This window comes from Vibrio sp. HDW18 (assembly GCF_011306175.1).
GTDB lineage: Bacteria > Pseudomonadota > Gammaproteobacteria > Enterobacterales > Vibrionaceae > Vibrio > Vibrio chanodichtyis.
The window spans coordinates 61378-75295 of the sequence record NZ_CP049913.1; the positions used below are offsets into that span (position 1 = coordinate 61378).

The 13918-nt window shown below is 46.2% G+C and carries 8 protein-coding genes; 2 read left to right on the forward strand and 6 right to left on the reverse strand.

All coding sequences use genetic code 11. The annotated features are described in order from the left end of the window. The first annotated feature begins 51 nt into the window (after window positions 1-51). Complete coding sequence (locus tag G7083_RS00290; RefSeq protein WP_166013035.1) at window positions 52-1425, forward strand: sodium:alanine symporter family protein; 1374 nt, start codon at window positions 52-54, stop codon at window positions 1423-1425. A gap of 74 nt (window positions 1426-1499) precedes the next feature. Here the strand turns inward: G7083_RS00290 and G7083_RS00295 are convergent, their stop codons facing one another. Continuing rightward, entirely contained in the window at window positions 1500-2138 is a 639-nt protein-coding gene (locus G7083_RS00295; RefSeq protein WP_166013036.1) for a LysE family translocator, read from the reverse strand. Window positions 2139-2472: 334 nt separating this feature from the next. Here G7083_RS00295 and G7083_RS00305 point away from each other — a divergent pair, with 334 nt between their 5' ends. Beyond that, entirely contained in the window at window positions 2473-3957 is a 1485-nt protein-coding gene (locus tag G7083_RS00305; RefSeq protein ID WP_166013037.1) for a carboxypeptidase M32, read from the forward strand. Between the two features lie 177 nt (window positions 3958-4134). On the opposite strand, the gene G7083_RS00310 is transcribed toward G7083_RS00305, so the two are convergent. The 5 genes from G7083_RS00310 to vceB form a co-directional block, all read right to left on the reverse strand. After that, complete coding sequence (locus tag G7083_RS00310; RefSeq protein WP_166013038.1) at window positions 4135-7428, reverse strand: DEAD/DEAH box helicase family protein; 3294 nt, start codon at window positions 7426-7428, stop codon at window positions 4135-4137. After that, complete coding sequence (locus G7083_RS00315; protein ID WP_166013039.1) at window positions 7429-8463, reverse strand: PDDEXK nuclease domain-containing protein; 1035 nt, start codon at window positions 8461-8463, stop codon at window positions 7429-7431. Window positions 8464-8560: 97 nt separating this feature from the next. Next, on the reverse strand, window positions 8561-9805 hold the full coding sequence (locus tag G7083_RS00320; protein ID WP_206212099.1) for a restriction endonuclease subunit S: 1245 nt from the start codon (window positions 9803-9805) through the stop codon (window positions 8561-8563). Window positions 9806-9931: 126 nt separating this feature from the next. Then, on the reverse strand, window positions 9932-12031 hold the full coding sequence (locus G7083_RS00330) for a class I SAM-dependent DNA methyltransferase (RefSeq protein ID WP_166013042.1): 2100 nt from the start codon (window positions 12029-12031) through the stop codon (window positions 9932-9934). A gap of 351 nt (window positions 12032-12382) precedes the next feature. Next, window positions 12383-13918: a multidrug efflux MFS transporter permease subunit VceB gene (gene vceB / locus G7083_RS00335; RefSeq protein ID WP_166013043.1), complete on the reverse strand. Its 1536-nt coding sequence runs from the start codon at window positions 13916-13918 to the stop codon at window positions 12383-12385.

The following is a 13918-nucleotide window of genomic DNA, read 5'->3' on the forward strand; positions in this document are numbered from 1 at the left end:
TTTTTGCATCCTTTCCCTCTTCTCCTTATGTTTATTTTTTAAGGGGAATTTATGAATAACCTACAATCATTTCTACAAACTGTTGATAGTTTAGTTTGGGGACCACCATTATTAATTTTATTGGTCGGTACCGGTGTCTATTTCACCTTCCGTCTTGGTTTACTGCAATTTCGTCGCCTACCCACTGCGTTAGCCATGGTGTTTGGTGGTGACAAATCTTCCGATAAACAAGGTGATGTCTCAAGCTTTGCCGCATTGTGTACTGCCCTTTCAGCCACCATTGGTACCGGCAATATTGTCGGGGTTGCTACCGCGATCAAACTCGGTGGCCCTGGCGCACTATTTTGGATGTGGCTCGCAGCGCTATTCGGTATGGCGACTAAATACGCCGAGTGTCTACTGGCAGTAAAATATCGCCAAGTGGATGACAAAGGCCAAATGGTCGGCGGCCCAATGTACTATCTGCGTGATGGAGTTGGCTCTAATACGCTGGCGATTTTGTTTGCGATTTTTGCAGTTGGCGTGGCTTGCTTTGGTATCGGTACCTTCCCACAGGTTAATGCAATTTTAGATGCGACCCAAATCTCTTTTGGTGTACCGCGTGAAGCTTCAGCTGTGGTACTCACCTTATTGGTTGCTGTTGTGACCATTGGCGGTATTCAATCGATCGCTAAAGTCGCAGGTAAAGTGGTACCCGCCATGGCGCTATTTTACATTGTCGCTTGTCTGAGCGTGATCATCACCAATGCAGATAAACTGATGTATGCTCTTGAATTAGTGGTGGTTTCTGCGTTTACTTCCAGCGCGGCAACCGGTGGATTCTTAGGCGCGAGCATCATGCTAGCGATTCAATCAGGAATTGCGCGTGGCGTGTTCTCTAACGAGTCTGGGCTAGGTAGCGCACCAATGGCCGCTGCCGCTGCCAAAACCGATTCTTGTGTGGAACAAGGACTGATCTCAATGACCGGCACCTTCTTTGACACCATTATTATTTGTACCATGACGGGGTTAGCCCTGATCCTGACTGGCGCATGGCAAAGCGATCTAGCTGGCGCGGCGATGACCACCTATGCGTTTGCAGAAGGATTAAACGCCCAAACCTTAGGTCCGATGCTGGTATCGATTGGTTTGATGTTTTTTGCCTTTACCACCATCCTCGGCTGGAACTATTACGGCGAACGCTGCATGGTGTTTCTGTTCGGCACCAAAGCGGTATTACCCTATAAAGTGGTATTTATTGCTTTGATTGCCTCTGGTGCGTTTTTACATCTCGATTTGATCTGGATTATTGCCGACATTGTCAATGGGTTAATGGCGATCCCTAACCTGATCGGCCTCATCGCACTGCGCCATGTGGTGGTCGAAGAAACTAAGCAGTATTTTGCACGCTATCAATACGCCACAGCAGAAACGCAAACTCAATAATCTTTTAACATCATAAAATGAATAAAAACGACCTCCATCACCGGAGGTCGTTTTTATATAGAGGCAATATCAAGTCAGGCTTGCGGTTTTTCTAATAACAGTTTGATCCCCAATGCCACCAACACTAATCCCGTAGTTCCTTCCATCCAACGCATAAATGACGCATTTTTCAGCAAATTCTTAGCACTACTCAACGCACCAGCTAAACCACACTGCCAAACCATCGCAATCGCAAAATGGATTAAGGCCATCAGTAAAGATTGAACTAATGGTGAAAATTGCGGATTAATAAACTGCGGTAGAAAAGCCAGATAAAACACCGCCGTTTTGGGGTTTAACACATTAGAAAGAAAACCTTCACGCAGCGAACGAGCCAGTTGAAACTGTACATGGCTTAAATTCGCCACTTCCATTCCCTGCCCTGATTTTATTAGCGCACGTAAGCTCGAGATACCAAGCCAGATCAGATACAGCGCACCGGCCATTTTCACCCAATTAAACAGCTCGGCGGATTGGGCTAACACCGCTGAAATCCCTATCGCAGAAAAGGTGGCATGTACAAATAACCCACAGCAAATTCCCAAACTGGTGGCACAACCATCAACAAATCCAGCTCGGGTGGTATTGCGGATCACCAAAGCGGTATCTAGCCCTGGGGTGAGCGTTAAAATCGTAATCGCAATAAGAAAAGCTTCGAAATTCTGGATAACCATATCAATCCTTGTAACCACATCAGCAAACTTTGCTTATACCGCAAATCGTGACACCTGTCTTATGAATAAAAATGAGCAAGTCATTATGCCACCAATCACGATCACAAAATCACCCTCACTAAGTGACACCAAATCCTCACCGAGTGTTTGCCCCGGTAACGGGAGTCGTTCAACAGCGGGCAATCGCCGCGCTCTGTAAAATAACCAATAACTAATAACCATAAGGCGATTTTCTGGTTTCACTACCGCTCTGCTGTTTATGCGCACAATGGTTGGTGATCACACCCGAGATTGCTACACTGCACTTTCGCTTATCACCACGGCAGGCTATGTCATGAATGCATTTAATCAATTAGTCACACACTCGAAAAAAGTAGCGAACTTCAATCATTTGTCAGCGATTGTCGGCTGGGACCAAGCCGCCGTCATGCCCAGTGGCGGTGCTGAAGCGCGCTCGCAAGCCATGGCAGAGCTTTCTGTGCATATCCATGGCCTAATGACCCAGCCACAACTGGCTGATTGGTTTGCCGAGGCAGAAAGTGAAACGCTCAATATCGAGCAGCAAGCCACGCTGCGCGAAATGAAGCGCCAATGGCAACAAGCGACGGTTCTGCCTGAAGCCTTAGTTGAAGCGCAATCCCTAGCTGGCTCCAAATGTGAGCACGCTTGGCGCAGCCAACGCAAACATAACGATTGGGCAGGTTTTGAGAAAAACTGGGCGGAAGTGGTCAAGCTTTCCCAAGAAGAAGCACAAATCCGTGCCGCAGCAACGGGTAAAACTCCTTACGATGCGATGCTGGAACTTTATGAGCCTGGCACCACAACTGAACAGCTCAATCGCGTGTTTAGTGATGTGAAAACTTGGCTACCAAGCTTAATTGATGTGGTGATTGAAAAGCAGAGTAGCGAAAGCTTTATCGCACCTAAAGGTCACTATCCTGCTGAGCGCCAAAAAGCGCTGGGGCTGGATGTGATGAAGCTACTTCAGTTTGATTTTAACCACGGCCGACTTGATGAAAGTGTGCACCCCTTCTGTGGCGGCGTGCCGAGTGATGTGCGCATTACCACACGCTACAACGAAAGCGAGTTTGTGCAATCGCTGATGGGCATTGTGCATGAAACGGGCCATGCGCGTTACGAGCAAGGTTTACCTAAGCATCTGGCCGGCACTTCGGCTGGTGAAGCGCGCTCCATGGGCATTCATGAGTCGCAATCGCTGTTTTTTGAAATGCAACTCGGCCGTAGCCCTGCGTTTATTACTCATCTCGCCAAACTGGCTGGGCAGCATTTTAATGCGATCAGCGACCCGCTTTTTCAGGTCGCTAACCTGCAAAAACTCTACACACGGGTCAAAAAAGATTTTATCCGGGTCGATGCCGATGAACTCACCTACCCAGCCCACGTGATCCTGCGTTTTGAAATCGAACGGGATTTGATGAACGGCAATATCAAACACACTGATGTGCCAGAACTTTGGGATCAAAAAATGCAGGCTTATTTAGGCCTAAGCACCAAAGGTAACGACCAAAATGGCTGTATGCAGGATATTCACTGGACCGATGGCAGCTTTGGTTACTTCCCAAGCTACACCTTAGGAGCCATGTATGCGGCGCAGTTTATGGCGGCAATGCAGAAAAGCGTGGATGTGGATGGCGCGATTCGCCGTGGCGATCTCTCACCGATTTTTGCTTGGTTGTCTGAAAATATCTGGAGTAAAGGTAGTTTGCTCACAACCGATGAACTGGTAAAGGCGGCGACCGGTGAAGTATTAAACCCTGAGCATTTTAAGAACCACCTTAAATCTCGCTACTTGGGTTAAATTAGTTTTCACAAGTATACCCAAACAACTTGGAGTTGCAGGTAGGCGGTAAGTGGTACAGTGAGTGAATCCCCAATCACATAGATAGGCTATGTGATTGGGGTGAACGAACGCAGCCACTACACACTGGCTTTTTTAGTGACCAAACAAACTCCGTCATACAAGCATCTTTCATCTCTATGTTAACGATGAGTTCGACTCTGAAACCGATTTGCCTAACCCCTTCATCAACACATCAAACATCAATCCAGCAAAGCCTTTCGCTATTGCTTCATTAGATAGAAGTTTCATTGCCATCTCGTTATGTACGTCCATACTCTCGATGATGGCGTTGTTGATCGATTCTGGGAATTGGCCGAGCATCGCTTGCTCTTTGGTGTTGCTGCGGAGTTGATCCATCACCACTTCATTTTCCGAGATCTTGCCTGCAATGGTATTGGCGTAATTGAGCATATCGTTTTCAGACAAACCATCTTCGATAAACAAATCGTTCATTCTTTGGATGATCTCGTTCAGCAGCTCAGTTTTAGGATCTTTGGGCACAGCACCAGTGCCTTCCTTTGCGGCTGGCAAGTAAGACTTTGGCTCTTCACCGATTTTCACGCCAAGCTGTAGATCGGCTTCACGCTGCTCGTGCAAGCGGTAGTGCGTCATTACCACATCGGATAAATCAATTTCATCCTCCACCACATCAAGGCGCAGCAGCGGGTAAAGATGTTTGGCGAAGATACTCAGCTTTTCCAGATCATAATCATCAAAATTGACGATTTGAGAGGTAAACTCGTAGAAGCGATAAAAAGAGATTAAATCTTTCTTGAACACTTCCAGAATATCGCGTGCTTCTTTGGCGTGTTTTACGCTGTTTTCCGCAAACTTGATTTTCTTGTCCCGCTCTTTAGGTAGAGAGTGCTCAATTTTCGCTTTAGACAGTTCCGCTTGTGCGGATTGAAGCACTTGTGTTGCTTCTTTGTAACGCACGGAGAAACGGTCAACGGCAGGTTTACACAAGTTGGCTAATTTGGCTTGGTTTGCTTGTTTGTTGTTATACGCTTCAACGAATGCCTCAACCTCTCGCCACTGGTAAATGCCAACCTTATCCAACTTCTTCATCAGTTCATAAACGATGTTTGGATCGGATACACCTGCCAGCTCTGCGGTTTGGAAGTAAACCTTAAACTCTGCCAAGATCTCTTCAGGGTCGTTCACAAAATCGAGCACAAAGGTTTTATCTTTTCCTTTGTAGGTACGGTTTAGCCTTGAAAGAGTCTGAATGCACTCAACGCCTTTTAATGGCTTATCGACATACATCGCCACCAGCTTGGGTTGATCAAAGCCCGTCTGGAATTTATTCGCCACCAGCATCACCTGATAATCTGTGGTATCAAATGCTTTACGCATATCACGACCACGCAGATTCGGGTTCATATTGGTTTCCGTGAAAGGATGGTCAGGCAAATCAGGATCATTCACTTCGCCTGAAAAGGCCACCATGGCATTGACGTTGGTATAGCCTTTGTCCTGCACGTATTTTTCAAAGGCGAGTTTGTATCGCACTGCTTCTAAACGGCTACTGGTGACAACCATCGCTTTTGCTTCACCGCCCAGCAGATGTTTCACTTTCTCGTTAAAGTGCTCAATGATGGTTTCTACTTTTTGAGCAATGTTATACGGGTGCAAGCGAACCCATTTCGCCATTTTAGAAGCGGCTTTTTTACTGTCCACCTCGTGATCCAAATCTGGGTTGTTGTGCGCTAACTGGTAAGCGACTCGGTAACTGGTGTAGTTTTGCAATACATCCAGAATAAACCCCTCTTCAATCGCTTGACGCATTGAATAAACGTGGAATGGTAACGGCTTGTTGGTGTCACTTGCTGGCTCATCAAGGTTTGGTCTGCGACCAAACAGCTCTAGTGTTTTCGCCTTGGGCGTAGCAGTAAAAGCGAAGTAGCTGAGCTTGTTTGAGCCTTTACGTGCTTCCAGTGATAAACGCAGCATATCTTCACTCGACAATTCAGTCTCGCCGCTGGCGCTCTCTTCACTACCTTCAAGCTGCTCGCTCATCAACACTTCACGCAATTTGCGAGCGGTTGTCCCTGTTTGGCTGGAGTGTGCTTCATCTGCTATCACCGCATAGCTTCGACCTGCAAGGGTTGAGTCTTTGCGGATCGCTTCCAAAACGTGAGGGAAGGTTTGAATGGTGACGATAATGATTGAGGTGCTTGCTTTTAGCTCTCCTGCCAGTTGGCTGGATTTGGAGCCTTGCGCCTCTTCTCGGTTAACACGCGCAATCATACCTTCGCTATGGTCAAACTGATAAATCGTGTCCTGTAGCTGGCTATCCAGTACCGTTCGGTCAGTGATGACAATAACAGAATCAAAAACCTTATCCCCAGCTTGTTTGTTAAGCTCAGGATGATCGGTGTAGTAATGCTTAGAAGCCAATTGGTGAGACAGCCACGCAATCGAGTTTGATTTGCCAGAGCCTGCACTGTGCTGGATAAGGTATTTATGCCCTGTGCCTTCACTATCCACCGTTTTAAGCAGTTTAGAAACGACCGCCCACTGGTGATAACGCGGGAAAATCATCGTTTCTTTTTGCGTAATTGAACCGTCTAGGTTTTCAACGTCTTTCACTTCAAGGTGAATGTAGCGGCCAAGGATCAGTAACAGGTTATCTTTTTGGAAAATCTCGTTCCAAAGGTAAGAAGTAGCATAACTATCGGAGCCTTCAGCGGATAAAGAGGCAGGAACATCATTCCCCTTACCACCTTCACTTGTGCCTTGATCAAACGGTAGGAAAAAGGTTTTCTTGCCATCTAAGCGCGTGGTCATCGCGACATTGTATTGGCTCACAGCAAAGTGAACCAATGCACCACGTTTAAAGGTTAATAACGGCTCTGGTTTACGCGTTTTTGGGTCTTTTGGCTGCCTGTCCTTCATATATTGGACTTTGGCGTTATCAATCGACTGCTTAAACTCGGATTTCAGCTCACAAGTAGCAACAGGGATACCGTTGACGAAAAGGGTTAAATCTAAACGCCCATCATAGCCATTGGGTGAGTAAACCAGCTCTGGCACGACTCGCAGAATGTTTTGTTCATAACGGGCCGTTGCCGCTTCGTTTAAGTCGTGATCAGGCTTGAAACTACAAAGGTCAAACTTCGCTCCACGATTACTGAGTTTGTTGCGCAGCACCCACAGCGTGCCTTCATTTTTTAGCTCTTGTTCTAATGACTTGAGCAGAGCGTCAGCCGTTGCATTGGGGTTACGCTCCGTCTCTGGGAAGTGCTGAGCCAACTTTTCCCATTGCTCAGGCTGTGTTGCTTTGACAAAGGCAATCACATCATCGGTGTAAAGTGCCAACGCTTTGTTGTATTTGTTCGACTCGCCCAGTAACCAACCGTGAGACTGCATTTGCTCAAGGATGTCGTTTTGAAACTGAAACTCTTTTAATGCTTTTTCTTGGTTCATTTATCCGCCCGGATTGTTGAGTCGCTGCTTGGCGTTGGCAATCGAGTGTTGTAGCTTTTTCTCTAGTAATTCAACGTCTATCAGGCGGGTCAAATATTCAGCCACGTGAATATCACTGCCTTCCATCTCGAGTAACTCAATTTGTTCTTGTTTTTTACTGGAGCATAATGTTATGCCTAGCGGCGGGTTCTCACCTTCTTCGGTTTCGTATTTTTTTAACCAGCTAAGGTAAAGTTCCATCTGGCTTTTGTGGCTGTGTTTGAATTTCTCTAGCTTTAAATCTATCGCCACCAAGCGCTTTAATTTGCGGTTGTAAAACAGTAGGTCGATGTAAAAATCATCGTTATCAATTTGAATGCGTTTTTGTCTGGCAACAAATGTAAAGCCCGCGCCTAATTCTAATAAAAACTGCTCAATGTCTCTTAGAATGGCATCTTCTAAGTCCTTTTCGAGATAGCGATCATTCAGTTCTAGAAAATCCAATATATAGGGATCTTTTAGCAGCAAGTTTTTATTGTATTGACCCGAGGCTCTCAGCTCAGTTAGCTCGGCGACGATGGTTTCGTCGGGCTTTTTAGAAATGGCGGTGCGCTCAAAAAGCAATGCGCCAATGCGCTCATCAAGGGTACGGGTTGACCAACGCTCTTGCATGGCCATGCTGGTGTAAAAATCCCGTTTGAGTGGGTCGTCAATAGCGCAAAGGATAACAAAATGGCTCCAACTCAATTGTGCAGACAGCGTCTGCACAATGTGAGCATCAGTAAACACCTCCGCAAATTTAACCATTTGGGCAAGGTTACGTTTACTCCATCCTTTACCATATTGTGCCGTGAGTTCAGTGGCTAAGGTGGCGATCACTTGTTTGCCATAATCTGCCCGCCCGCCGCCTAACACCTCTTGACGGATTCGGTTGCCGACCTGCCAATAGAGCAAGGTGATTTCATTATTAATGGCGGCGGCCGCACGCTGCTTGGCGCTGCGGATCAGCGCGGCCACCTCTTGGCTTAAGGGGTGCAGGTTATTTAGGTTACTCATCCTTGCACTCCTTGCGGCTGCTCCTGCTCTGCAACAAAGTGACGCACATCACAAAACGCCATGGATGGCCGTTTTGGACAACGCTGAAATACTCGAATCATATCGTTTGCTCTAATTGTTGCTTTTCAGCGTTGCCCGCAGGGTGTGAGACATGATGTCGAACATCAATCTTGCCTGTTACGGCTGCTGAGATAAGGGCGGTTTTACGCTCTTTCATCAACTCAATAGCGCTGATGGCTTTGGTTTCAAGACCTGAAACTGTTCTCAAGAATTGATTCAAATATTCAGCAATATGGTTTTGCTCATCTATTGGCGGTATAAAGCATTTGAAATCAAGCATATCAGCAACATTCAGGCTGGCTTGATTTGCCGTTCCGTGGGCGTGTAAATCCAAATGATCACGGTAAGCTCTAGTTTGCAATAGCAAAAACAAGTAGTTTCTGTCTATAGTTTTCACAATTGGGTCAAAAATAACTGTGTTTTGATTCAGTAGGGTTCCATCTAGTTCTTTTGGAACCATTGCAATCTGACCAACAGCACTATTCTTAACATCGGGTGTACTGCCTACAGTGCTGAGTATGATGTTACCTTGGTTTAAAAATGCCTTGGGGTATTTTTGAGTAAAAGTATCTGGAAGGAAAACGTCTGACTCCCTCAGAGTTAACTGTTTAATATCACTTGCTTTTACAACTCTAATACCGCTATCACAGAAGTCGGAGGTACTAAAAGCAACACCTTTCCTCGTTTTAATAACTTGTTTAAAAGCAATTTTCTCCCAATGCTCAGGCACTTCACCCAACCACTCCACACCAGAATCTTTCATTGGTGCATCTGGGTTAAGCCCTTTGGTCACAGCGTGAGAAATCACTGCTTGGCGTTTTTCTTTCAACAGCTCAATCAGTTTTTCTTGCTTGGCGATTAGGATGTCGATCTTGGCGGTTTCGTGATCGAGGAAGCTGGCTATTTTTTGTTGCTCTTCCAATGGAGGCACTAGAACAGGTAGTCGTCTGAAGTCTTCAAACTTCATTGATTGTCTCAAGCCACCACCCATACCATAGAATACTTTTGTTGTGTCGTAAGAATGAAGCAGACGGTAAGCAAAACGAGAATCAATAGATTGGTTAGATCTCAGTTTTAGATATGCCGATGTAATAATCCCAGTTTGTTTAACCAAGCCTACTCGTAAACTTTTTTTATCATTTTGCAGGTCGGTTAATCGTAGAATTAGGTCTCCATCCCTAACAATTTGATATGTATTGAACGATTCTGGCAGTAAACCAAAATTAGTGTCTACATCTCGTTCAACGATGTGCCCATAGCTTAGCACTTTCTTGTCCTTCAATATTTTTTTTCACCGATGGGTCAAATACTGAGAAAGTCGGTTTTACAGTCCAAGAAGCTGGTATGTCACCAACCCACTCAACCCCTGAATCCTTATACTCAGGATATGCTTTATAACGAACTGTCATTATGAATGCACCTCTTGCAGTAGCTGCATAATCTCAGCCGATACCGCATCCAAATCCGCATCAATTGCTTCTAATGCTCTTGGTGGTTCATACACATAAAAATGGCGGTTAAATGGGATTTCATAGCCGACAATCCCCACTTCACCATCTTTAGGATCAGTTTTGCTTTCATCAATCCACGCATTCGGCACGTGCGGCAGCACTTCACGAGCAAAGTAATCGGCAACGCTTTCAGTTAGTGGCACGTTCTCGTTATCACGTAAGTCTGGGTTGGCTTCAATCTGGCCTTTTGATTTGCATACTTCCGCTTCGTCATCGTGTTCGCCAAGATGTTTGACGATCAGTTTTAGTTGAACTGCGCTGAGTTTAACGGCTTTTGCTGCGCTTTCTTGCTGCTCTTGTGCGCTTTCTCGCTCTAGTTTAACTTTGAGTTGTTTGAGGAACTTATCACGCGACAAATATTTCTCTTGTTCAAATGAAGCGAGCGCATCCAGAATGGCTTGTTGGGTAGTTTCATCCATTTTCTCCCAAGCGTTATCCGCTTGCAGAGCTTCTAGGCGTAGTTCGTCTTTCGGGTAAATTGCTAATTGCAGCGGGCGCTCAACGGTAATGCGGCGATAGCCAAATTCTTTGTAGTCAAAAATCTTGCTAAAATTGTTTTCGGCAAACTGACCATACGTTTGCACGATTTTATCAATCGCTTCAGGTGTCAGTTCTTTGCGCTTGCTACCGAGTGATTTACGCATTGCGGCATAGAATACGTTCTCATTCTCTTGTGAAGAGCCGCCTTCAACTTCACCACCACTGCGACCACGACCGCCTGTTTTGGCACGCTCTTTTGACGCATTGATAAGTTGAACCTTGCCTTTGCGATGAGCAGGCTTATGGCTAGATAGCACCCACACATAAGTGGCAATACCTGTGTTGTAGAACATATCAGTAGGCAGAGCCACAATCGCTTCAAGTAGGTCATTTTCCAGAATGTAGCGTCTAATTTCGCTTTCACCGCTACCCGCACCACCCGTAAAGAGTGGCGAGCCATTCAAGATAATACCGATACGTGAACCGCCCTCACTGACAGGGCGCATTTTGCTGATCAGGTGTAGTAAAAACAGCAATGAACCGTCAGACACGCGTGGTAAACCAGCACCAAATCGACCTTCAAAGCCTTTTTGCGTGTGTTCATCAGTGATTTGTTTTTGGATCTTTTTCCAATCCACACCAAACGGTGGGTTTGACAGCATATAGTCAAACTTATCGGTGCGCAGTTGGTCATTCGATAAGGTATTACCCAATTTGATGTTATCGACCTTCTGCCCCTTGATCAGCATATCCGCTTTACAGATAGCGTAAGACTCAGGGTTTAGCTCTTGACCAAAGGCAGATAAAGAGGCTTTTTCATTCAGCTTATGAACATACTCCATACCCGATGATAAAAAGCCGCCTGTACCCGCCGTAGGGTCATAAATCGAGCGCACTAAACCCGAACTGGTTAGTTCATCTTCATTGGCAAAGAGTAATGAGGTGGTCAGCTCAACAATATCTCTTGGGGTAAAGTGTTCCCCTGCAGTTTCATTACTGCTCTCCGCGAAGCGTCTGATCAACTCTTCAAACACTAAACCCATACCATAGTTGCTGATGGTATTCGGGTGAAGGTCGGTGGTAGCAAAACGTTTTGCTACCTTGTAAAGCAGATCGGCCTCTTCCAGTTTGTCGATGGTATTGAAAAAATCGAAATGCTCAAAAATCTCACGCGCATTAGGGCTGAACGATTGAATGTAACTCTCTAGGTTACTTGCTACGCCTGTTTCACCAAGGTGGTTTAAATCCATTTTTGAGGTGTTGTAAAAGCTTAATTTCGCTGCGTGGGTGAGCAGTTTATCTTGCGCCTCAATCGGCATGGCTTTGACTGTTTCGTATTTTGCCAGTACCTCTGGCTTGGTGGCTTTTAGCACACACTCTAAGCGTCTTAGCAGTGTGAAAGGGAGAATGATACGTCCGTATTGAGATTGCTTGAAATCACCACGAAGAAGGTCAGCCACCGACCATAAAAACGCCGCTACAGAAGAGAAGTTGTTGTTAGTCGTATCTTGGGACATAGGGGATCAGCACATTGAATATAAAAAAATTGTGCAGATTGTACAGGATGTTGCAGATCGGGTCAGTAATCTAGTACCGCAAAATCAGGGCTGTTATTCAAAAATGTGGCGTTAGTAACGTCATAGAAAAAGTGCTGTGCGCGTCCTGGGATAGTGTTTGTAGTGGCTAATGCAAATCATTGGCCAATGCTCTGCGTAAGCAGTGCTGCATAAAAGCGGCGACCGGTGACACACTGAATCCTGAGCATTTTAAGCGTCATCTGCAGACGCGTTATTTAGGTTAAAGCACGATGCAGATAAAAATCCGCCTGTCTAGCAGGCGGATTTCACGTAATGCCACAACTAATGACGCTAATGTACTGCGGAGGTATCGACCGCTTGTTTGGGCCTTGGTGCTAGCCAAATTAGGCCTGCGGCGCAGGCAAAAATCAGCGCAATCACCATAAACAATTGATTGGTTGCCACCATCACACTTTGATTTTGCAGCGTCCAATCCATCGATGAACGAACCTGATCAATACTCATGCCGCTATTAAGCATAGCTTGCGTCGCAATCCCGACCTTATCGGTTAATCCTGCCAATTCCGCATAGACATAACGCGTTTCATGCTCCCACGAGGTATTGATCATCGAGGTGGCAAATGCGCCAGACAAGGTTCGGATAAAGTTCATTAACCCAGCCGCCGATTCCATTTCATGGGGTTTCACACTGCCGAGGGCAATCGCGGTCAGCGGTACGAAAAACAGCGGCATACCAATGCCTTGCACAAACATCGGCCAACTGATTTGTGCAAAAGTCATCTCCACCGTATTAAAACCGCGCATCAAGGTCCAGCCGCCGAGCCACATCACCCCAACAAACACAAACGGTCGCGGATCAAATTTCGACGACAAATTAGCGATAACCGGCGCTAAAAATACCGCTAAAATCCCCATGGTGGCCGTGGCATAACCCGAAACCGTGGCGGTGTAGCCCATATAAATTTGCAGCCATAACGGTGTCACCACCGAAATACTGAAAAAAGCCCCAAATGCTAGTGACAATGTCACCATACTGATGCTGTAGCCACGATAGCGGAACACTCGCAGATCAACCACCGGATTGCGCTCGGTTAATTCCCAAATCAAAAAGGCCACAAAACCAATCGCGGCCACCACCGCAAGGGTAATAATGCGCGACGATTCAAACCAATCATGATCTTTACCTTCATCCAGCATCAACTGTAGCGCCGCCACCCACACCACTAGCAGAGCCAAGCCCACTTTATCAATTTTTGATGGCAGGGCTTTGGTTTCAAATTTTTTCAGCAGTTTCCAAGCCAATAACGCAGCGGCAATCGCTAGCGGCATTTTGATGAAAAAGATGTAGGGCCAACTGAATTGATCACACAATACACCACCCAAGATCGGCCCCATAATCGGCGCAATCAAGGTAGTCATAGACCAAATGCCAATCGCGGTATGACTTTTGTTTTTGGGGAAGATACGCATCATCAAGGTTTGTGAAAGTGGCATTAAAGGCCCACCCGCAAACCCAAGTAACACGCGAAACGTCACCAACATGCCCATGCTATTGGCTAGACCACACAGCAGAGAAAATACTCCAAATAGTATAAAACAGGTGACAAACACACGAATCGAGCCAAACCGAGAGGCGAGCCAACCGGTCAGTGGCACCGAAATGGCTTCGGCGACCGCGTAAGAGGTGATCACATAGGTGCCTTGGCTGGTCGAGACGCCTAAACTGCCAGCAATGTTCGAAACCGATACGTTAGCAATCGTGGTATCTAAAATGGCCAGAAAGTTGGCCATCGCCAAACACAGGGCACCTAAAAACAGTGCCCAGCCTGATAGCGGTTGGATGTGATGTTCAGAGCGATGACTCAT

Excerpts from the sequence above, each read along its gene's own strand:
- G7083_RS00290 (WP_166013035.1), top strand. The coding sequence starts at position 52 with ATGAATAACCTACAATCATTTCTACAAACTGTTGATAGTTTAGTTTGG.
- G7083_RS00295 (WP_166013036.1), bottom strand. The coding sequence starts at position 2,138 with ATGGTTATCCAGAATTTCGAAGCTTTTCTTATTGCGATTACGATTTTA.
- G7083_RS00305 (WP_166013037.1), top strand. The coding sequence starts at position 2,473 with ATGAATGCATTTAATCAATTAGTCACACACTCGAAAAAAGTAGCGAAC.
- G7083_RS00310 (WP_166013038.1), bottom strand. The coding sequence starts at position 7,428 with ATGAACCAAGAAAAAGCATTAAAAGAGTTTCAGTTTCAAAACGACATC.
- G7083_RS00315 (WP_166013039.1), bottom strand. The coding sequence starts at position 8,463 with ATGAGTAACCTAAATAACCTGCACCCCTTAAGCCAAGAGGTGGCCGCG.
- G7083_RS00330 (WP_166013042.1), bottom strand. The coding sequence starts at position 12,031 with ATGTCCCAAGATACGACTAACAACAACTTCTCTTCTGTAGCGGCGTTT.
- vceB (WP_166013043.1), bottom strand. The coding sequence starts at position 13,918 with ATGAGTCATCGCTCTGAACATCACATCCAACCGCTATCAGGCTGGGCA.